Source organism: Tenacibaculum maritimum NCIMB 2154, from assembly GCF_900119795.1.
Lineage (GTDB): Bacteria > Bacteroidota > Bacteroidia > Flavobacteriales > Flavobacteriaceae > Polaribacter > Polaribacter maritimus.
Genome location: NZ_LT634361.1, coordinates 1,598,494 through 1,619,825, shown reverse-complemented (window position 1 = coordinate 1,619,825; position 21,332 = coordinate 1,598,494). Strand labels below are relative to the sequence as shown.

Annotated in this window: 22 protein-coding genes; 4 read left to right on the top strand and 18 right to left on the bottom strand. The window is 30.8% G+C overall.

What is annotated here, in order from left to right:
* Nucleotides 1–62 precede the first annotated feature (62 nt).
* Together MARIT_RS07310 and MARIT_RS07305 are read left to right on the top strand one after the other, a co-directional pair.
* Entirely contained in the window at nucleotides 63–896 is an 834-nt protein-coding gene (locus MARIT_RS07310) for a universal stress protein (protein WP_024740807.1), read from the top strand.
* Between the two features lie 2 nt (nucleotides 897–898).
* The gene (locus MARIT_RS07305; protein ID WP_100211163.1) at nucleotides 899–3,124 is read left to right on the top strand and encodes a SulP family inorganic anion transporter; all 2,226 of its coding nucleotides are present in this window, start codon (nucleotides 899–901) and stop codon (nucleotides 3,122–3,124) included.
* A gap of 119 nt (nucleotides 3,125–3,243) precedes the next feature.
* On the opposite strand, the gene MARIT_RS07300 is transcribed toward MARIT_RS07305, so the two are convergent.
* From MARIT_RS07300 to MARIT_RS07290, 3 genes are all read right to left on the bottom strand, one after another.
* Nucleotides 3,244–4,557, bottom strand: coding sequence for a DEAD/DEAH box helicase (locus MARIT_RS07300; protein WP_100211162.1), 1,314 nt, complete (start codon nucleotides 4,555–4,557; stop codon nucleotides 3,244–3,246).
* 84 nt (nucleotides 4,558–4,641) lie between these two features.
* Complete coding sequence (locus MARIT_RS07295; protein ID WP_024740810.1) at nucleotides 4,642–4,926, bottom strand: LETM1 domain-containing protein; 285 nt, start codon at nucleotides 4,924–4,926, stop codon at nucleotides 4,642–4,644.
* Nucleotides 4,926–6,089 carry a proline dehydrogenase family protein gene (locus MARIT_RS07290; protein WP_100211161.1) on the bottom strand — a complete coding sequence of 388 codons (1,164 nt, stop codon included), beginning with the start codon at nucleotides 6,087–6,089 and terminating at the stop codon, nucleotides 4,926–4,928. Before MARIT_RS07290 ends, MARIT_RS07295 begins: the two co-directional genes overlap by 1 nt.
* Before the next feature lie 103 nt (nucleotides 6,090–6,192).
* On the opposite strand from MARIT_RS07290, the gene aroB reads away from it, so the two are divergent.
* Complete coding sequence (aroB, locus tag MARIT_RS07285; RefSeq protein ID WP_100211160.1) at nucleotides 6,193–7,257, top strand: 3-dehydroquinate synthase; 1,065 nt, start codon at nucleotides 6,193–6,195, stop codon at nucleotides 7,255–7,257.
* Nucleotides 7,258–7,454: 197 nt separating this feature from the next.
* On the opposite strand, the gene MARIT_RS07280 is transcribed toward aroB, so the two are convergent.
* The 15 genes from MARIT_RS07280 to MARIT_RS07210 form a co-directional block, all read right to left on the bottom strand.
* On the bottom strand, nucleotides 7,455–8,351 hold the full coding sequence (locus MARIT_RS07280; RefSeq protein ID WP_024740813.1) for an EamA family transporter: 897 nt from the start codon (nucleotides 8,349–8,351) through the stop codon (nucleotides 7,455–7,457).
* A 15-nt stretch (nucleotides 8,352–8,366) separates the two neighbouring features.
* The gene (gene hisIE, locus MARIT_RS07275; RefSeq protein WP_100211159.1) at nucleotides 8,367–8,972 is read right to left on the bottom strand and encodes a bifunctional phosphoribosyl-AMP cyclohydrolase/phosphoribosyl-ATP diphosphatase HisIE; all 606 of its coding nucleotides are present in this window, start codon (nucleotides 8,970–8,972) and stop codon (nucleotides 8,367–8,369) included.
* 12 nt (nucleotides 8,973–8,984) lie between these two features.
* Nucleotides 8,985–9,740 (bottom strand): imidazole glycerol phosphate synthase subunit HisF, encoded by a 756-nt coding sequence (gene hisF / locus MARIT_RS07270; protein WP_024740815.1) that lies wholly within the window; start codon nucleotides 9,738–9,740, stop codon nucleotides 8,985–8,987.
* A gap of 14 nt (nucleotides 9,741–9,754) precedes the next feature.
* Nucleotides 9,755–10,486: a 1-(5-phosphoribosyl)-5-[(5-phosphoribosylamino)methylideneamino]imidazole-4-carboxamide isomerase gene (hisA, locus tag MARIT_RS07265; protein ID WP_100211158.1), complete on the bottom strand. Its 732-nt coding sequence runs from the start codon at nucleotides 10,484–10,486 to the stop codon at nucleotides 9,755–9,757.
* Nucleotides 10,487–11,074 carry an imidazole glycerol phosphate synthase subunit HisH gene (gene hisH / locus MARIT_RS07260; RefSeq protein WP_100211157.1) on the bottom strand — a complete coding sequence of 196 codons (588 nt, stop codon included), beginning with the start codon at nucleotides 11,072–11,074 and terminating at the stop codon, nucleotides 10,487–10,489. It abuts the gene before it with no gap.
* Nucleotides 11,075–11,101: 27 nt separating this feature from the next.
* Nucleotides 11,102–12,235 carry a bifunctional histidinol-phosphatase/imidazoleglycerol-phosphate dehydratase HisB gene (gene hisB / locus MARIT_RS07255; protein WP_100211156.1) on the bottom strand — a complete coding sequence of 378 codons (1,134 nt, stop codon included), beginning with the start codon at nucleotides 12,233–12,235 and terminating at the stop codon, nucleotides 11,102–11,104.
* 1 nt (nucleotide 12,236) lies between these two features.
* A complete protein-coding gene (hisC, locus tag MARIT_RS07250) occupies nucleotides 12,237–13,283 on the bottom strand; it encodes a histidinol-phosphate transaminase (RefSeq protein WP_100211155.1) in 1,047 nt (348 codons plus the stop codon).
* Nucleotides 13,283–14,581 carry a histidinol dehydrogenase gene (gene hisD, locus MARIT_RS07245; RefSeq protein ID WP_024740820.1) on the bottom strand — a complete coding sequence of 433 codons (1,299 nt, stop codon included), beginning with the start codon at nucleotides 14,579–14,581 and terminating at the stop codon, nucleotides 13,283–13,285. The genes hisC and hisD overlap by 1 nt, the downstream gene beginning before the upstream one ends.
* A gap of 1 nt (nucleotide 14,582) precedes the next feature.
* Entirely contained in the window at nucleotides 14,583–15,440 is an 858-nt protein-coding gene (hisG, locus tag MARIT_RS07240; RefSeq protein ID WP_024740821.1) for an ATP phosphoribosyltransferase, read from the bottom strand.
* Nucleotides 15,441–15,758: 318 nt separating this feature from the next.
* On the bottom strand, nucleotides 15,759–16,547 hold the full coding sequence (locus tag MARIT_RS07235) for a type 1 glutamine amidotransferase domain-containing protein (RefSeq protein ID WP_100211154.1): 789 nt from the start codon (nucleotides 16,545–16,547) through the stop codon (nucleotides 15,759–15,761).
* A gap of 108 nt (nucleotides 16,548–16,655) precedes the next feature.
* Nucleotides 16,656–16,991 carry a DUF2834 domain-containing protein gene (locus tag MARIT_RS07230; RefSeq protein WP_024740823.1) on the bottom strand — a complete coding sequence of 112 codons (336 nt, stop codon included), beginning with the start codon at nucleotides 16,989–16,991 and terminating at the stop codon, nucleotides 16,656–16,658.
* A gap of 213 nt (nucleotides 16,992–17,204) precedes the next feature.
* Nucleotides 17,205–17,837, bottom strand: coding sequence for a nitroreductase family protein (locus MARIT_RS07225; RefSeq protein WP_024740824.1), 633 nt, complete (start codon nucleotides 17,835–17,837; stop codon nucleotides 17,205–17,207).
* A gap of 14 nt (nucleotides 17,838–17,851) precedes the next feature.
* Nucleotides 17,852–18,514, bottom strand: a complete 663-nt coding sequence (locus MARIT_RS07220; RefSeq protein ID WP_100211153.1) for an NAD(P)H-binding protein — start codon at nucleotides 18,512–18,514, stop codon at nucleotides 17,852–17,854.
* Nucleotides 18,515–18,602: 88 nt separating this feature from the next.
* Nucleotides 18,603–19,196, bottom strand: a complete 594-nt coding sequence (locus MARIT_RS07215) for a Crp/Fnr family transcriptional regulator (RefSeq protein WP_231975206.1) — start codon at nucleotides 19,194–19,196, stop codon at nucleotides 18,603–18,605.
* A 14-nt stretch (nucleotides 19,197–19,210) separates the two neighbouring features.
* Nucleotides 19,211–20,362: a class I SAM-dependent methyltransferase gene (locus MARIT_RS07210; RefSeq protein WP_100211152.1), complete on the bottom strand. Its 1,152-nt coding sequence runs from the start codon at nucleotides 20,360–20,362 to the stop codon at nucleotides 19,211–19,213.
* Between the two features lie 121 nt (nucleotides 20,363–20,483).
* Here MARIT_RS07210 and ttcA point away from each other — a divergent pair, with 121 nt between their 5' ends.
* Entirely contained in the window at nucleotides 20,484–21,278 is a 795-nt protein-coding gene (ttcA, locus tag MARIT_RS07205; RefSeq protein ID WP_100211151.1) for a tRNA 2-thiocytidine(32) synthetase TtcA, read from the top strand.
* Nucleotides 21,279–21,332 lie beyond the last annotated feature (54 nt).

Sequence of the window (21,332 nt, the reverse complement as noted above, 5' to 3'; positions counted from 1 at the left end):
TTTTGTTTTTTCATTCATTTTAGTATCTTTAGCTCTCATAATTTATTTTAAAGCTTTAAAATTTGCAACAAATACAAAAAATTTTAATTGGTATTGCTTTTTCTCCAAATCTTAAAGCCAACTTGTTTGAAGCGGTGCGTTTGGCTAATATGTTTAACGCAGAGCTTGTAGGAGTACATGTTGGTGGTAAATCTGATAAAAAAGAAAAACAGCTAAAGGAATTATTACAGCAAGCTCCCCCTTTAAAAACACCTATAAAAACTATTTGGCAAAGTGGAAAACCTGTAAATACTATTCTTCAAATATGCAAAACAGAAAACATTAACTTACTTGTTTTAGGTGCTTTACAACAAGAAAATATTTATAAATACTACGTTGGTTCAATTGCTCGCGAACTTACCAGAAAAGCGTCCTGTTCGGTTTTGCTTCTTATCAAACCTTCAATTGAAAGAGTTAGTTGTAAACATATTGTTGTGAATGGATTGGAAGATAAGCGAACAGAAGAGACTATTAAAATAGCTTTCAATATTTCTAAAGACTTAGGTTGCAAGCGCATTACTATTGTTGAGGAAATTAGCCAAGCAGAACTTGCTGTAAAAGTAAACGATGATAAAAGTTTACGAGAAGCAACTATAAAAAAAGAACGAATTAAAACACGAGAAGACAAACGTGTTAGAAATATTTTAAAAAATATTAATTGCTCTGATATCATCGTAAAATCCCAAAGCATCTTCGGAAAAAGAGGTTATTCAATAGGTCATTTTGCTAAAGTGAAACGAGCTGATTTACTCATCATGAATGCTCCTACTAAATTAGGTCTCTTAGATCGTATTTTTCCGCATGACTTAGAATATATTTTATCTGAGTTACCAACTGATGTTTTAATTGTTAAATAATTATGGTAAAAAAAAATACGTTTAAAACATTTGTAAGTGAAATACCTAAAAACTTATTTGCTGGTTTTGTTGTTTCCTTAATAGCCTTACCACTTGGCTTAGGTCTAGCATTAGCTTCTGGAGCGCCCCCCATTTCAGGAATTATTGCTGCTATTATTGGAGGTACTGTAACGGCTCTTTTAGGAGGCTCTAACGTAACTATTACAGGTCCTGGAAACGGATTGGTTGTTGTTATTTTAGGAGCTATTACCACGCTTGGTGCTGGCGATATGCATCAAGGTTTTTTATATACCCTCGCCGCTATTGTTATTTCCGGTGTACTCCTTATCATCTTAGGATTTCTTAGAATGGGAGCTTTAGGTGACTTTTTCCCTTCTTCTGCTATTCAAGGAATGCTTGCTGCTATTGGTATTGGTATCTTTGCTAAACAAATACATGTTATGTTTGGGAACTTGAATGCAAAAGGGAGCATTCTAGAGCTATTATTTCAAACTCCCAAAGGAGTCTTAGATTTTTTAACAACTGATAATTCTAGCATTTTTTGGGCGGGCTCAGTAGGTGTTATTAGTTTATTGATTATGGTTTTTTATGGTAAAATAAGAAATAAATATTTTCAATTGATTCCTGCTCCAATGTGGATCGTTGTATTGAGTGTTGGAATGTTTTATTATTTTGATTTATTTTCGAATACTCCATATCCTATTCATAAAGAATTACTGATAAATTTACCCAATGACGTATTAGCCAACTTCGCCTTTCCTGATTTTGGAAAAGCATATCATATCGATTTTATTAGTGCAGTAATTTCCATTACATTAATTGCTAGTATAGAAAGTTTATTAAGTATTAAAGCAGTTGATAAATTGGATACGCAAAAACGCCGCTCTAATGTGAATAAAGATATTAGGGCTTTAGGGCTTGCAACTGTTATTAGTGGTTTTTTAGGAGGTTTAAATGTAGTTACTGTAATTGCTCGTAGTTCTGTTAATGTTAATAACAATGGAACTAACAGGTCTGCTAATTTTTTCCATTCAGCGTTCCTTGTTATCTTTATTTTATTATTTGCTAGTGAACTACGTAAAATCCCATTACCTGCACTTGCAGCAATTCTAGTATATACGGGGTATAAATTAGCTTCTCCCGAAAATATCAAAAAAGTGTTTAAAATAGGCAGAGAGCAACTAGTTATTTTTCTAATAACGCTTTTAACAACAATTACAACGAGTTTAATTACGGGTATTTTAGTTGGAATCATAACTACCTTTATCATCCATATTGTCATTAATAAGAATATAGCTTTATTTGCTAGAAATATATTTAAACCGAATGTATTGATGTTTAAAGAAGATGAAAAATACTTTGTTTCTGTAGAAAATTTTTCAAGCTTTCTAAATTATACGAAGCTGAAATCTAAATTAGATCAAATTCCAGAAAATGAAGATGCTATCGTTGACTTCTCTCTATGCGATTTTGTAGATCATTCTGTCATGGAAAATATGAACAATTATGCAGAGTCTTTTGAAAGAAAAGGAGGGCATTTTGAACTTATAGGATTAGATGGCTATAAAACTGGAAGCGAGCATCCATTTGCGCTCCGTAAAAACACATTTAACCAAATAAAGGAAAGTGAGCCTGCTTTGAATGCAGTACTCACAAAACGACAAAAATCGCTTCAAAATATAAGCACTGAATTAAATTGGAACTATACCTTAAATCCTTCTGAAAAAATTAAAGAACTACCTGAATTCGGATATTTCAAAACCCGAAAAATCAATAAGGTATCTAATATTTTATCTAATGAAAATTGCTCTTTATTTGACATTGAGTTTTCTGAAGGAGAGCTTATTGCAAAACAGGTGATAAAAGCCACAATGCTCCATATTAATTTAGAAGAAGAAGTACCTCAATTCACATTAGACAGGGAAGGTTTTTTTGAATACATCTATCATTTTGCAGGCTTTGAAGACATTCATATAGATCATCATCCTGATTTTTCTAAACGTTTTTACCTATCAGGAAAGGACACAGAAGGAATTAAACAGTTTTTTAGTGACGAACTCATTCTCTTCTTTGAAAGCAATGAATATTATCATATTGAAGCGAATAAGAAAAGTTTGCTAATTATAGGAAATGAGCGTTTAGCGGGTGTTAAAGAAATCAAAGCCCTTGCTGATTATGGGATTCGATTAAAAAAAGTAGTCAAATCTAAATCTCCAATCCTTGTTTAAAATAGTACTTCAAACAACTATACATCTCAAAAAAGCCTCTTGTAATATTACAAAAGGCTTTTATTCTTACTGGATATTATTATTTTTTCTCTCTTAAAAATCTTATTTTTAGTTTAAAATTAAATAGAAAAAATACGAACCTTTTTATTCTTTAAACGAGTATTATTTAGGAGTTCTACCAATTTATTAGCTACCTCTTTTGGTACCGCTATAAAAGCACAGTCTTGTTTTAATTCAATAATACCTAGTTGGTCTTTTCTTAAATTTCCTTTCTTAAAAAATAGCCCTGCAATATCTCCTTTAGATATTTTATCTTTTCTCCCTCCTGAAATAAATAACGTTTCCCAATAACTGGATACTAACTTTTCCTTAGTCGTTATTTCTATATGACTAGTCCCTTTTACAAAATTTGGCAGCGTTTCTTTTTTCCATTTCAATATATAAGCTGTCCCTTTAGCATTTACTCTCGCCGTTCTCCCATTCCTATGCACAAACTCCTCTAATCTTTGGGGTAACTCGTAATGTATAATATATTTTAACTCAGGAATATCAATCCCCCTAGCAGCTAGGTCCGTAGCTAATAATATTTGATTGGTTCCATTTCTAAACTTAATCAATGAGCGTTCTCTATCCTTTTGCTCCATACCTCCAAAAAAACAACTATGAGTTATTTTATTTTTTATTAAGAAATCACTAACTTCTTCTATGCTACTTTTTAAGTTACAAAACACGATTCCGGGTTGATTTCCTAAATATAGCAATACTTTTAAAAGAGTTTCTTTTTTATTTTTGGTGGAAGAAGTAACTGTTTTTATGGTTAGCTTTTTCGATGTTTTATCTTTTAAATAATTCAAAGTAACAGGCTCCTTTAATTTCACAAAACTAGGAAGTTCCATTTCTTGTGTCGCCGATGTTAAAATACGTCTCTCTATGTTAGGTAATTGATTCATAATACCCTTCATCTCATATTCAAAACCTACTTCTAAAGACTTATCAAATTCATCTAAAATCAAAGTTTTAATACCATCTTTAGAAAAGCGGTCGTTTGCAAAATGATCTGCTACTCTACCTGGGGTTCCTATCAAAATACTAGGTGCATGCTTTATTTCTTTTTTATCTTTAGCCATTGGCCTACCTCCATATACAGCATTTACCTTAAGTCCTGTTCCTATTTCACGTAAAACTTGTTCTATTTGAATTGCTAATTCTCTTGAGGGTACTAAAATTAATGCTTGAATATTTTTGCTATTAGGATCGATATAGTTAAGCATGGGTAACAAGAAGGCTAATGTTTTTCCTGTTCCTGTTGGAGATAATATAATAGTACTAGAAACATCTTTAATAACTGAAATAGCCTTTTTTTGCATTTCATTTAATTCATAGATATTTAATTTTGCTAAAATAGCTTCTTGTGTTTTTATAATATTTGTCATATTTTGTTGATCTATAAATTATCTAAGGGTTCAGAAATATACAACTAACCCTTTGAAAAAAGCTAATTCGAAGTGCTTATAAATTTAATCCATATCTTCTCTAAAAGCACTAGGAAGAATCGTTGGTATCACTTTAACCAGTAAAGGAAGCAATAGCGCTCCTCCTGGGAGCATAAATATAGTAAATGCGGGTATTGCTTTACAAATATCTAGAAGTTGTTCTTTTACTTTTTCTTTCTCTTCGATAGATAAATTTGTTTCCATCGATTTTTTTAGTAAAACGACTAGCTCTTTGCTTTCATCAAGCTCTTTAGCTAGTCGTTTCTTATTTCTTGTAAGTAATAACTTTATTTCGTCAACCGAATTCATTATAATTTCCTACGTTTACGCTCTGTTTTAAGTAAATTTAGTTCTCTACTTGTTTGCCCTGCTACAGAAGTATTTTCTTCTGCTCTACGAATCAAATACGGCATTACATCTCGAACGGGGCCAAAAGGAACATATTTAGTCACATTATATCCTTCGTTAGCCAGATTAAAACTAATATGATCACTCATTCCATACAATTGACCGAACCATAAACGCATATCACTTGGAGCTATTTTATGATCTTTTGCTAAATCCATCAATAAATAAGAACTTTCCTCGTTGTGAGTTCCTGCAAATAAAGCCATATTTTTATGTTCCATCATAAATTTAATTGCTTCATTGTAATTATCATCCGTTGCTTGCTTATCTTTACATATTGGAGATGTATATCCTTGTTCTTGAGCTCTTTCTCTTTCTTTTTCCATATAAGCTCCACGTACTACTTTCATTCCAATATGATATCCTTTTTGATGGGCTCTTTGGTATAAAGCTTTTAAATAAGCCATTCTATCATGACGATACATTTGCAATGTATTAAATACAATAGCTTTTTCTGTATTATACGCTTCCATTAAATCCTCTATTAAATCGTCAGCAGCATTCTGCATCCAGCTTTCTTCTGCATCAATTAATACTGGTACATTCTTAGCTTTGGCAGCTTTACATACAACATGAAAACGCGCTACAACTCTATTCCATTCTTCTTGTTCTTCTGGCTTTAAAACTCTTTTTTCTGATATTTTTTCATATAAAGCAAAGCGTCCAAAACCTGTTGGTTTAAAAACAGCGTAAGGAATTGATTTTTTTTCTTCTGCAAAATCAATTGTTTTTAATGTTTTTTCCAACGCATTATCAAATTCTTCTTCACTTTCCTTTCCTTCTACTGAATAATCTAAAACACTATGCACCTTTCCTTTTTCGTACATTTTTTCTATCACAGGTAAACAATTATCTTCTGTTACACCTCCACAAAAATGATCAAAAACTGTCGATCTAATTAAACCTTCTACTGGTAAATGGGCTTTTAATGCAAAATTGGTAACTGCAGTACCTATACGAACCATAGGTTGATTTTGAATCATCCTAAACAGAAAATAGGCACGTTCTAACGCTGAATCTGATTTTAAAGCAAATGCTATTTCAGTATTATCAAAAAGTTTCATTAGTTTGATTGTTTATTTTTATTGATACGAGCAAATATAGGTTACCAATATGAATTATTTGAATATTTTCTATTTAATTTGCATCATTAATATTATACGAGAAATGAAATCAATTCAAGCAGCAACATATCCAATTCATTTTGAACAAAAAGCTTATCAAGAACTATCTAACTTAATAGCAACCAAAAACTACTCCTCTATTTTTATTTTAGTAGATGAAAATACAATGGAGCACTGCTATCCTAGATGTATTCAACATGTTGCTACTAACATCCCTATTGAAGTGATTGAAATTGAATCAGGTGAAGTTCATAAAAATATTGATACCTGTATGGGAATCTGGAATGTGATGACTGAATTGAACGCTGATAGACATAGCTTACTAATCACTTTAGGAGGTGGGGTTATTACTGATATGGGAGGCTTTGTAGCCGCTACTTATAAACGAGGTATTGATTTTGTAAATATTCCTACTACCCTACTATCAATGGTAGATGCTTCTGTTGGAGGAAAAACAGGTGTTGACCTTGGGGTTTTAAAAAATCAAATTGGTTTATTTGCCAATCCTGAAATTGTGCTAATAGATCCTGAATATTTACAAACGGTTACTCCTAGAGAAATTCGTTCTGGAACTGCTGAGATTATTAAATACGGGCTTACTTACGATAAAAGCCTTTTTGATGAAATATGCAACCATGAAAACTTAAATATTGTAAATCTAATACCTCGTTCTATTGAAATAAAAAACGAAGTGGTTTTACAAGATCCTAAAGAGAAATCTCTTCGCAAAATCTTAAACTTTGGACACACCATTGGACACGCCATTGAATCCTATTTTTTAGATACAGATAGCAAAGAAAATTTAACCCATGGAGAAGCGATTGCTATAGGAATGATATGTGAATGCTTTATTTCTTCTAAATTACTTAATTTCTCTAAAGAAGATACAGATAATATTAAAAGCGTCATTATCTCTATTTATGGAAAAGCCGCAATTTTAAAAGAAGATTTCTCTTTTATTATTAATTTATTAAAACATGATAAGAAAAATATAGGAGGAGAAATAAATTTTGTTTTACTGAATAAAATTGAAGACTTCAAATTAGATTGTAAAGTTCCTACTGAATTGATAATTCAAAGCTTAGAGTATTATAATGAACTTATTTAGATTTTTTAATTTGAACAAGCTCTTAAATATTAGGTTATATAAAGCAATTGCACTATAAAGTACTGCCCTTAGCTTCTGTATAAACTTGAAAATCTCTTTTATTTTTAGATAAAAGAGATTTTGAATAGCCCCTTTCAAAAAGTCAGGAAGCTTTTTTTGACTTGGAAGAATAAAGCCTATTCAGGTTAAAATATATTTTAATTTTTAGTCAATCGTTTTCTGGAAGTTATAAAATAAACCCCTGTAAGTAATACTACAGAAGCTATAATGGATTGAGATGTTAATTTTTCATCTAAAAAATACCATCCTAACAATAAAGCTACTACTGGATTTACATAAGCCGAAGTTGATACTTTTTCTGTAGAAACTACTTTTAATAAATAATTAAAAGCCGTAAATGCTACAATACTTCCAAAAAGTATTAATAATACCATTGCTATTTGCACTTTAAAACTCCAATCTAAAGGTGATATCCAATGCTCTTTAAAAATCAAACTTGAAATTAAAAGCAATACACTTGCAATTAACATTTGATAACCTGTGCTTACAAAAAAGTTTTTAGGTAGATCTGCTTTGGAAACAAATACACTTCCATAGCTCCAACTTAATACACAGGTTAAAATCATAAAAATCCCTAAAATATTTCCTTCTGAAGTAGCAATATCTTTTTGACTTACTAATAAATACATCCCAAAAATTCCTAAAAAGACGCCTATAATCGATTTTTTTTGCATCTTTTTTCGATCTATCAACCGCATTAGAAACAATACAAATAATGGCTGAGTAGAAGCTAATAAAGCAGCAAAACCACTATCTACATATTTCAATGCCCAAACAAAAACGCCATTTCCATACACTAAGAAAAGAAACCCTGCGATGGTTGAATTAATGAATTGATTTTTTTTCAAATGTAGCGAAAGTCCCATTAGTTTTGCAATACCCATTATCAAAACTCCTGCAATCATAAAACGTATTGAAGCTAATAATAATGGAGGCACCTCTGCTACAGCCATTTTATTCCACAAATAAGTAGATCCCCAAATTACATAAATTGAAAAGAATGCTATTACTACTAGTATTTTAGAATTTTTCATTTTTTAAAAGTACTATTATTTTTGGTTCTGTCTATTTTCTAATACTTTTATTACATCAGCTAATTTAAATCCCTTAGCTTTTAACAAAATCAAATAATGAAATAATAGATCTGCACTTTCATTTAAAAATAAAGAACCATTATGATCTTTCGCTTCAATAACAACTTCTACAGCTTCCTCTCCTACCTTTTGAGCAATCTTATTTATACCTTTTTCAAATAAAGAAGCTATATAGGATTTTTTAGGTTCTCTTTTCGAAAACCTCTTCTCTATAATATTTTCTAATACTGTTATAAAACTGAGTGAATTAGTATTCTCTTCTCCCCAACAAGTATCGGTCTCTTTATGACATACAGGGCCATTAGGTATGACTTGAACCAATAAAGTATCATGATCGCAATCATTTTTTATACTTACCAAATCTAAAAAATGATTACTTTCTTCTCCTTTCGTCCATAACCTATCCTTAGTTCTACTATAAAAAGTTACTTTCTTTGTTGCTATTGTTTTTTCGTAAGCTTTTTCATTCATAAAACCTAACATTAGTACCTTTTGAGTATTCGCATCTTGTATGATAGCAGGAACTAAACCTTCTTTATTTTTATTAAAATTAATGTTCATAATTTACATACATTATATCCTTACTGGAATTGATTTTTCTTGTAGTTCTCTTTTTAATCTTGAAATTGAAATTTCTTTAAAATGAAAAACACTGGCAGCCAATGCTGCATTCGCTTTTCCTTCAATAAACACATCTTGAAAATGCTTTATACAACCTGCACCTCCAGAAGCTATAATTGGTATATTTACCAACTCTGACAGCTCTTTTAGTACATTATTAGCAAAACCACTCTTAGTACCATCATGATTCATTGAAGTAAATAATATTTCACCTGCTCCTCTGCTTTCTACTTCCATTGCCCATTCAAACAAGTTGAGTTTTGTTGGTATTTTTCCTCCTGCTAAATGCACGACCCACTCATTATTATTATATTTTGCATCCATAGCAACAACTACGCATTGGCTTCCAAATTGCTTAGACAATTGATTTATCAGTTCTGGTCTCTTTATTGCTGATGAGTTTATAGCAACCTTATCAGCTCCCGATTTTAATAATACAGTAACATCTTCCACAGAAGAAATTCCTCCTCCCACAGTAAATGGTATATCTACTTGTTCTGCTATCTTTCTTACTAGATTTACTAATGTTTTCCTTCTTTCTTCTGTTGCTGATATATCTAAAAAAACCAGTTCATCAGCTCCTTCTTTCGCATAGATTTTTGCTAGCTCCACCGGATTCCCTGCATCTCGCAAATTTAAAAAGTTGACACCTTTAACGGTACGTCCGTCTTTGATATCCAAACAAGGAATAATTCTTTTCGTTAACATATAAAGTTCTTATTTTACACACTGTTAATTCTATAATTCTCTAAATCTTTCAACGTTATTTTATGCTCATAGATCGCTTTTCCAATGACAACTCCTTCGCAGCCCATGGCTTCTAACTTTAATACTTGATTAAGAGTTGACACTCCTCCCGAAGCTATTAGTTTTAAATTTGTATTTCCTTCCTTTAAAATATCTTTATACAATTCAAAAGAAGGTCCTGCCAACATCCCATCCTTTGCTATGTCTGTTACCATTACATATTGTACCCCTTCTTTCTGATAATCTTTTATAAAAGGTATTACATGCTCATTACTTTTTTCTATCCATCCTGAAATTGCTATTTTACCATTATAAGCATCAGCCCCTAATATAATTTTATCCTTTCCATAATCAGCTATCCATTTTTTAAACAGGCATGGATTTTTAATAGCAATACTTCCTCCTATTATTTGATTAGCTCCAGCGTTAAATGCTACTTTTATAGCTTCATCTGATTTTATTCCGCCTCCAAAATCAACTTTCAGTCTTGTTTTAGAAGTTATTTCTTCTAATATTTTATGATTTATGACGCTATTTGCTTTTGCTCCATCTAAATCTACCAGATGTATATATTCAATACCACTGTTTTCAAATTGTTTTGCTACTTCCAATGGGTTCTGATTATATATTTTCTTAGTGTCATAGTTACCTTGAGTTAAGCGAACACATTTGCCCTCTATAATATCTATTGCTGGTATAATTCTCATTTATTTTAATTGTAAAAAATTATATAAAATTTTCGCTCCTTCTTTTCCACTTTTCTCAGGATGAAACTGCACTCCATAAAAATTGTTTTTTTGCAAAGCCACTGCATAATTCAGTCCGCCATAATAAGCTGTCGCTATTTCCTCAGTACAACTATGTGCATAAAAACTATGTATTAAATACATAAACTCTTTTTCTTTCACATTTTTAAATAAAGGAGATGCCAAGTTATTAATTGAATTCCATCCAATTTGAGGACTTCTAATTTCTTTTGGAAACTGTTTTACTGTAGTATCAAATATTTTTAACCCAGTAGTATTACTTTCCTCCGTAAAATTGCACATTAGCTGCATTCCTAAACAAATTCCCAATGTAGGCTGTTCTAAAGTAGGTATGATTTTATCTAAACCACTTTCTCGTAGTTTTTTCATTGCAAAACCAGCTTCTCCTACTCCTGGAAAAATAACCTTATCGGCATTTTTTATTTCATGCATATCACTCGACAAAACAGCCTCTACATCAAGTCTTTTAAAAGCAAATTGAATACTTTTTATATTTCCTGCCCCATAATCTATAATTACTAATCTCATAAGCTTCCTATTTTTTCACATCTTATTTTATAACATTCCCTTTGTTGAGGGTAAAATCATTTTACTAACATCTCTTTTAACTGCCACTTTGATTGCCTTTGCAAAGGCTTTAAAAATAGCTTCTATTTTATGATGCTCATTTCTTCCTTCTGCCTTAATATTCAAATTACATTTAGCACCATCTGTAAAAGATTTAAAAAAATGAAAAAACATTTCTGTTGGCATTTTACCAATCATTTCTCTATTAAAATCAGCTTTCCAAACCAACCAATTTCTTCCTCCAAAGTCAATAACTACCTGCGCAAGACAATCATCCATAGGCAAACAAAAGCCATATCTTTCTATGCCTATTTTTTCTTTTAGAGCCATTGCAAATGCTTCCCCTAATACAATCGCCGTATCTTCAATAGTATGATGTTCATCCACTTCCAAGTCTCCCTTTACTTTTAAAGATAAATCTACTTGTCCATGACGTGCTATTTGATCTAGCATATGATCAAAAAAAGGAATTCCTGTATCAATGTTACTTTTACCAACTCCATCTAAGTTCAATATGATATCAATTGCTGTTTCATGAGTATTCCTAGTCATCTTTACGATTCTTTTTTCTAGCTTTAAAAATTTATAAATAGCATTCCAATCATTAGTTTCTAAAGCTATATACTGCTCTAACTCCTCTTGTTTTACCGTAATTTCATCAGTTCCTAAAAATCTTTTATCATTAATATAAATTCCTTTTGTTCCTAAATTTTTAGCCAATTCTATATCTGTTAAGCGATCACCAATAACAAAAGAATTTTCTAAATCATATTCTTTTGAGAAATATTTAGTTAGCAAACCCGTATTTGGTTTGCGAGTCAATCGATTCTCTTTTGCAAACGTATTATCAATAATTTCTTCTGAAAAAACAATGCCTTCTCCTAGCAAAGTTTTCATCACAAAATTATGTATTGGCCAAAAGGTATTTTCAGGATATACTTCTGTTCCTAAGCCATCTTGATTAGTTACTAATACAAGTTCAAAATCTAATTCTCTTGCAATCTTACCAAGTCCTTCAAATACATTTGGATAAAACTCCAATTTTTCAAATGAATCTGTTTGTTCATCCGCTGGTTCTTTAATAAGGGTTCCGTCTCTATCTATAAATAATACTCGCTTCATTTCATATGGTATTTAATACTTGCATAAGCTTTTGATTTTCTTCTTTAGTCCCTACGGTAATTCGTAAGCAATTGTTACATAAAACTTCTTTAGTTCTATTTCTTACTACAATTCCTTTTGTTAGTAATTGAGTGTATCTTAAACTTGCATCGTCCACTTTTATTAATAAAAAATTAGCCTCCGAAGGGTATATTTTTTTTACAAAGCAAATTTGAAGTAATTCATTTTCCAACCAAAAACGTTGCCTTTTTATTTCTTGTATTTCTTGCTGAACACTACCTATTTCCTGTAATCTATCTCTCATTTTTCTCTGACTTATTGTACTTACATTATAAGGAGGTTTTATATTTTTCAAAATCCGTATAATCTGTTCAGCAGCATAACCAATACCTAATCTAACTCCTGCCATTCCATAAGCTTTTGATGCTGTTTGAGTAATGATTAAGTTTGGAAATTCATTCCATCGATCAGTCCAACTATTTTTCGAAGAAAAATCAATATAAGCTTCGTCTAAAACAACAATTCCTTTAAATGTTCTTATCAACTTTTCCATTAATGCTGTGTCAAAACTATTTCCTGTTGGGTTATTAGGAGAACATAAAAAGAGTATCTTACTATACGTATTTGATTCTTTTAAAATTTTTTCTACTTTAGGCTGATACTCTCTTGACAAAGACACTTCTTTTACTGCAATATCGTTAATTGATGCCAATACCTTATACATTCCATAAGTAGGGGGTAATATGAGTACATTATCTTTCTTCGGTTCGCAAAAAGCTCTAAAAATTAAATCGAGGATTTCATCACTACCATTACCTATTAAAATATTTTCAACTGGAATATTCTTTCTCTTTGACAAGAGCTCTTTTATTTCTTTTTGATGCGGATCTGGATACCTATTTATATTACTTTTAAAAGGATTTTCATTTGCATCTAAATAAATCATCTCTCTTTCACATTTGGTAAACTCCTCTCTTGCAGAAGCATACGGACTAATATTTCGTATATTCTCTCTTACTAAACTCTGTATATCTAATTGCTCCATCATTAATTATTAATATTCGTATCATTTAATCTTTTTAACCTTAGGCTTACAGCATTCTTATGCGCTTGCAATCCTTCTGCTTCTGCCATTATTTCAATAATTTCACCTATGTTTTGAATTCCTTTTTTAGATATTTTTTGGAAGGTTATGCTCTTCATAAAACTATCTAAATTAACTCCCGAATAAGCTTTTGCAAATCCGTTTGTAGGTAATGTATGATTTGTTCCTGACGCATAATCTCCTGCACTTTCAGGAGTGTATTTTCCTATGAATACAGAACCCGCATTTATAAGCTTCTCTATAAAAAAATCATCATTTCTAGTTGTTATAATTAAATGCTCTGGTGCATATTCATTTACAAAATTTATAGCATCATATTTGTCTTTAATTAAGATTGCTTGAGCATTTTCCAATGCCTTTTTTACGATATTCTTTCTTGGTAACTTTAAGAGTTGTTTTTTGATTTCTTCAAGCGTCTCGTTAATTAGTTCCAAAGAATCTGATACTAAAATAACTTGACTATCTACTCCATGCTCTGCTTGACTTAACAAATCTGAAGCTACAAAAGCTGGATCAGCAGAGACATCTGCTAAAACTAGCAATTCACTTGGCCCTGCTGGCATATCAATCGCAACCTCATATTTTGTTGCCAATTGTTTTGCCACAGTAACATATTGATTGCCTGGTCCAAATATCTTAGACACTTTACCAATTGTTTCCGTACCAAATGTAAGCGCTGCAATTGCCTGTATTCCTCCTACTTTATATACATTTGTTACACCGCAAAGAGCAGCCGCATATAAAATTACAGGATTCACATTTCCTTCTTTATTAGGAGGAGTACATAATATTAATTCTTTGCAGCCTGCTATTTTTGCTGGTACAGCTAACATTAATATTGTAGAAAACAAAGGCGCTGTTCCTCCTGGAATATACAAACCTACTTTTTCTATAGGCCTTTGTTCTTTCCAACATACAACCCCTCTTACTGTTTCTATTTTTATGCGTGCTACTTTTTGAGCTTTATGAAATTTTTCTATGTTTTTCTTGGCTTGTTGAATGGCTTTTTTTAGTGAAGTAGGTACCTGCTTTTCTGCTTCTTTTATTTCTTCTTTTTTTATTAAAAAATGATCTAAAGAAACTCCATCAAAAAGAGTGGTATATTTTTGAATAGCTCTATCTCCTTCTCTTGCTACTTCTTCAAAAATTTTATACACTTCTTCTTCTATTGCCGCTACAGTTTTTGTAGGTCTTTTTAATAACTCTTTTTGATTTTCTTGGGTTGCTATTGTTACTTTCATCTTATACTACCATTTTTTCGATTGGACAAACTAGTATTCCTTCTGCTCCATTATCTTTTAGGCGTGCTATAACCTTCCAAAACTCATTTTTACTTAAAACAGCATGTACTGAGCTCCAACCTTGCTCTGCTAATGGCAATACTGTAGGACTTCTCATTCCTGGTAAAATATTGATAATAGCTTCTAATCTTTCATTTGGAGCGTTCAGCAATACATATTTAGAATTTCTTCCTTTTAACACAGATTGGATTCTAAATTGTAATTGATATACAATTGCCATTATCTCTGGCAATATCTTTGGAGAAACCGCTAAAACAGCTTCTGAATGTAGGACTACTTCTGCCTCTTTTAGATTATTTTTAAACAGCGTTGAACCGCTTGATACAATATCACAAATACCATCTGCTAATCCTATATTAGGAGCTATTTCAACAGAACCATTGATTATGTGAATTTGAGCATTAACTCTTTTTTTCTTCAAATATTTTCTAATTGTATTTGGATAAGAAGTAGCTATTCTTTTTCCTTCAAAATACTCTATTGCATTGTATTTTTCATGGTTAGGTATGGCCAAAGATAATTTGCATTTGGAAAAACCCAATCTTTCTATAATGGTGATATCTCCCGATTTCTCTATCAAGGTATTCTCTCCAATAATAGCGATATCCACAACCCCATCTTTTAGATACTGAGGAATATCTCCACTTCTCAAATAAAAAATTTCTAAAGGAAAGTTACTTGCTTGCGCTTTTAATTGATCTTTTCCATTATCTATCGAAATTCCACAATCTTTTAAAATTTGTAGGGATTCTTTGTTTAATCTACCTACTTTTTGAATGGCTATTTTTAATTTACTCATGTTTTTACCTTTTTTGCTGAGTAAATCTTCTTTGGAAATAAAATTTCTAGAAAAGAAATTAAAAAACCCGTTTGATTTACTCAAACGGGTTTTAAATATATATTAGATTTTATTCCATACATCTTCAATTCGCCTGAGTGCAAATATGAAAATGATGATGATGTAATTGAATAAAATTCATTCTTTCGTTTTTATGGAATGCAAATATTTATAATTATTTTTTAATAAACCTAATTTATTTGTGCTTTTTTTATTAAAAATGAAAGCCATCCAAAAAAAAACTGGATGGCTTTACTAAATTATAAGCTCCCTCAATACTTATAACTTAGTCATTAACTTTTCTGCTACTAATTCAGAAGAGGCTGGATTTTGACCAGTAATTAGATTTCCGTCTTCTACCATATAAGCTCCCCAATCAGCTCCTTTAGAATAAATTCCTTCATTAGCTTGCAACATATCTTCTACTAAAAAAGGTACTATTGATGTTAGTTGTACAGCATCTTCCTCTGAATTTGAAAAGCCAGTTATTTTTTTACCACTCACTAAAGGTTTTCCATCAGCTCTTTTTGTATGTTTAAATACTGCTGGTGCATGACAAACCGCAGCAACAGGCTTTCCATTATTGTAAAAAGATTCTATTAACGCTATAGAATTTTTATCTTCTGCTAAATCCCACAAAGGACCATGCCCCCCTGGATAAAAAATAGCATCGTAATCTGCTTCCTTTACCGTTTCTAATTTTACCGTTTGGGCTAAAATAGCCTGTGTTTCTTTGTCATTATTGAAGCGTACGGTAGCTGGTGTTTGAAAATCAGGCTCATTGCTTTTCGGATCAATTGGAGGTTGCCCTCCTTTTGGAGAAGCTAATGTTATTTCAATTCCTTCATCCTTTAATTTATAATATGGAGCTGCAAACTCTTCAATCCAAAAACCTGTTTTATGCCCTGTAGTTCCTAAATCTTCATGACTTGTTAATACAAATAGTACTTTTTTCATTTTAATTATGCTTTCTTGATTATTATTTTTCTGTTGCCCTTTTTCTTTATCCTTACCTCTACAAGAACTTAAAAGTGTCATTGCTAAAATTACGATGACTATATTTTTCATTTGTTTTAATTTTAAGACAAAATTACGAGCTTACTTCCTTTTAAAAATTGATCTATGATAAAAAAGAAATATGCATTTTTTAGAAATAATTTTAAATCCTGATTAATATTAGTTTTCTAATTTTAGCTTTTCTAAAGCACTTTCTCTTAGATATAAATACAATGGAAAAGTAAATGCAATAGCTATGATAAAAGTAAGTGGTATTAAAACCCACCAAAATTTTATTTTTAACTTAATTGCATCAGGAATATAAAGCACAAAAAATGTAAGTACTACTACTGATAAATCTGCTGCTAATGATTGTCCTGGTAAATTAGACTTTGCTAATTGAAAAAAATTCATAAAAGAAGGATTGTCTCCTACTTGAAAATATTGGATATTATAATACCAAGTATAGCAAACTCCTAAAACTGCCAAGGCTAAATAAATATGTTTACGTTTCATTTCAAATAATGTTTATTAGTTATTTTTTTTACAAAAGCTATAAAACTCATTAAAACTTTTTACATAAATTAAAAAAGCTTCAATGAGTTTCTTTGTAAAGCACTTTTCTCTAAAAAGAAATCTATTATTAGAATTGCATTACTAATTACAATTTAAAATTATTATAAAAGAGCCATTCTTTCACCATAATCTCAACTCGTAAATCAAATAAAATTAATCTAAAACAGTTACTAGATCTTTTTTAGGTTTTCTAACTTTTGGTAAATTCACTAACCAATCATTAGCTGCATCTCTGTATCCTACAGGAAGCATTACACAACTTCTTAACCCTTTTTCTCTTAAATTTAAAATTTCATCTACTGCATTAGGATCAAATCCTTCTACTGGTGTACAATCTACTCCTTCAAATGCAGCAGCAGCTATTGCTTGCGACAATGCTATATAAGCTTGTTTTGCCGCATGATTGAAGTTTTCTTCTTCATCTCGTTGTGGATAACTCTCTAATAGCATTTGACGATAATTTTCCCATCCTTCGTTTTTAAAACCTCTGATTTCGTTAGTCAAATCAAACATTTTATTAATACGCTCTGCCGTATAAGTATCCCAAGCTGCAAAAACAAGTAAATGAGAACAATCTGTTATAATTGATTGATTCCATGATACTGGTCTAATTTTTTCTTTAATTTCTTGATTTTTAACAATAAGAATTTCAAAAGGTTGTAGTCCACTTGAAGTAGGTGCCAAAGAAGCTGCTTCAATAATATTATTGATTTTTTCTTCAGCAACTTTTTCTCCGTTCATCGCTTTGGCTGCATAGCGCCAATTTAATTTATCTAATAATTCCATGATACTTTAATAATTTAATAAGTTGTTATCGTATATATTTCACTCGATAAGAGTATTTTTATTTCTTTGGGTTTGCTTTCTGCTAATACCTGCATTGCTTTTGCTATTGTTTTTGCCGAAATTGCTCTATAGTTCTTCAAACTACCTAATAAAAAAGGGTTCAACACCTTAGCAAACAAATTTCCTAAATCTTCTCCAAATCTATTTTCTTTTCTTTTTCCTATAATTAAAGAAGGCCTTAAAATATAGGTATATTTGATACCTTCTTCTAAAATAATTTTCTCCATTTCACCTTTTACACGATTATAAAAGAACTTGCTTTTTTCGTTAGCTCCCATAGCAGAGATGACAATAAAAGTATTAATTTTATTTTCTCTCGCTAGTTTTGCTGCTGCCGCTGGAATACCTATATCAATCTTTCTATAAATAGATTTCCTTTTTGTTTTTTTTGCCGTAGTTCCTATACAACAAAACACTTCATCTCCAATGAAATCCTTTTTTGACTCTTGTAAATTTAAAACGTCAATGATGTATTCTTTTATTTTTGGGTGTTTTCTCCCTATACTTCTTCTTGAAAACAATTTGATGGTATCATACCTTTCATCTACAAGGAGATTGTTTAACAGAAAACTTCCTGTTAACCCCGTAGCACCGAGTATTATTGCTGTTTTTTTCACAACTTCTTATGATTAATCTTTTCTTTTACGAATTCTTAAGTAAAAGTAAAGTAATTAGAAGTAAGAAAAATTGATGTATGATAAGAAATTACTTTGACAGAATCTCTTTTCGTATTCTACTTAAACTTTCGGTAGTAATTCCTAAATAAGAAGCAATGTGATAATTTTTTACGTGTTGCTCTATATTTGGATATGTTTCTGTAAAATTGATATACCGCTCTTTTGCTGATTGAGATAAATTTGATAAAATCCTTCTTTGGAAACTTACAAAAGCTCTTTCCATTTTTTTTCGAAAAAAACGCTCTATTTTAGGAATAGAATCATATGTTTTTTCTACTGCTTCTTTGGTTACTCTTAGTAAAGTTGCATTTTCTATACACTCTATTGTTAAAACAGATTTTGTTGCTGAAAAATACCCTATATAGTCACTAATCCACCAATCATTTATAGCAAATTGCATAGTATGTTCTTTCCCTTTCTTATCTATAAAAAATGTTCTTAAGCAACCTTCTAATATATAATACTGATATTTTACTTCTTCATTACTACGCAATACGATATCCCCTTTCTTAAAATTTATTTTTACAAAGTTTTTAGCAATAAGGTTTAATTCACTTTCTGAAAGTGCCAAGGTATTAAAGATTGATGATAATTCTTTTTCCATCATTTGATATGTAATCACAGTTTTTTTAGGTTTTACAAAAGAGTTTCTAAGTAATGTTTTTCTATTCCATAAGCAGCTTTTAAACTTCCTATTTTGGTACTTATTTTAGCGATATCATTCTTTTTTGATGATTTAGCACCCACTAACATTACATTTTTACGTGTGTGCTCATTACTTATAAATTCAAAAACCTTCGTATTGTAGTTATATTTTTCTAAAATTAAAGCACGAATAGTATCTGTGACCATTTCAAACTGACGCTCTTTAAATATTCCGTATTTTAATAAGGGACTTTCTTGCTCTTTACCTTTTACTTGCTGCCTAATTTGCTTGTGGCAGCAAGGAGCGCAAATAATTAGCTCAGCTTTAGCTGATAATCCCTTATAAATAGCATCATCTGTAGCGGTATCACACGCGTGCAATGCGATGAGAATATCTATCTTATTGGTATCATACGTTTCAATTGGTTGCGCTACAAATGATAAATTCGTGAATTCATTTTTCACTGCTATCTCATTACAATAATCTACTAAATTTTTTCTCAATTCAATTCCTGTAACAGTTGCGTTGTATTTTTTTTGATGTACCAAATAATCATACAGAGCGAAAGTTAAATAGCCTTTACCTGATCCCATATCTACAATATGGATATGTTTAGGTAATTTTACAGACTTTAGCAGTCCTTCAATAATTTCTAAATATTTGTTAATTTGCCGATATTTATCCGCCATTTTATGAACAATCCTCCCCTCTTTATCAATAACGCCTAAATAATATAAATAACTACTTGCTTTTGCCAATCGTTCTTTAGGTTTATCATGAGTTTCTGGTAATTTATTTTTAAAGCTAGCTGCATTTAACTTATAGGATACTTTCTTTTTCTTAGAAATAAAAACCAATAAATCATTTTTTAGTGTAAATAATGTTGCTGCTCGAAAATTTTCTATTAATAACAACGTTAATTCTGCAATAGCTTCCTGTATCGTGTAATTTTTTACGCGATCATTTGTGGTATAATGATATGTGAATTGTAACATTTCTGCACCTTTAATTCTTACCAATCGAATATACACATTTGGCAAACCATCACTTTTACGTATCGGTTTACTTAATGTTAGCTTTACAAAGTTATTTTCTAAAACACTTTTACTTAAGGTGTCTTTTAATTGTTGGAACTCATTCATGTTACAAAAATAAACAAGTGATAAGTACTTTTTGCTATAAAATAGTGTTCTTTTAAAAGATGGCGAATTTTTATTCAAAATACACTTTATACTTCACCTTTGATATAGTAATTTTGCAGCTATGGAAGATATAAAGCAGGTTAAAAAAAAGCTACAACGCGGAACGGCAGAAGCGATCAATCAATTTTCAATGATTGATGAAGGAGATAGAATTATGGTTTGTTTATCTGGTGGAAAAGATAGCTATACACTTTTGGATATGTTATTACATTTTCAAAAAGTAGCGCCTATTTCTTTTGAAATCATAGCGGTTAATTTAGATCAAAAGCAGCCTGGTTTTCCAGAAGAAACACTTCCCAAGTATTTAGAGGAATTAAAAGTTCCTTATAAAATCATAGAGAAAAATACGTATAAAGTTGTCATGGAAAAAACGCCAGAAGGAAAAACTACTTGCAGTCTTTGTTCTAGACTCCGCAGAGGTACTTTATACGAAGCTGCTAAAGATTTAAATTGTAATAAATTAGCTTTAGGGCACCATCGAAATGATATTTTAGAAACGTTTTTCTTAAATTTATTTTTTTCAGGAAAGATAGAAACAATGCCACCTAAATTTAAAAATGATGCCGGCGATTTAATTGTCTTAAGACCTTTGGCTTTTTGTAAGGAAAATGATATAGCTTCGTATGCAAATGCAATGAATTTTCCTATTATTCCTTGTAATTTATGCGGTTCTCAAGAAAATTTACAGCGTAAAAAAGTGAAGCAAATGATGAGCAATTGGGAAACTGAATTTCCTAATAGAAATGCCATCATGATGAATGCTTTACAAAATGTATTTCCTTCTCATTTATTAGATCATAATTTATACGACTTTAAAAACTTAGAAGACACAATCAAAGAACCTTTATTAGAGTAGTATTTTTATTATTGTATAATATCGTTCCCTAAAATAATCTTACACTAAACATAG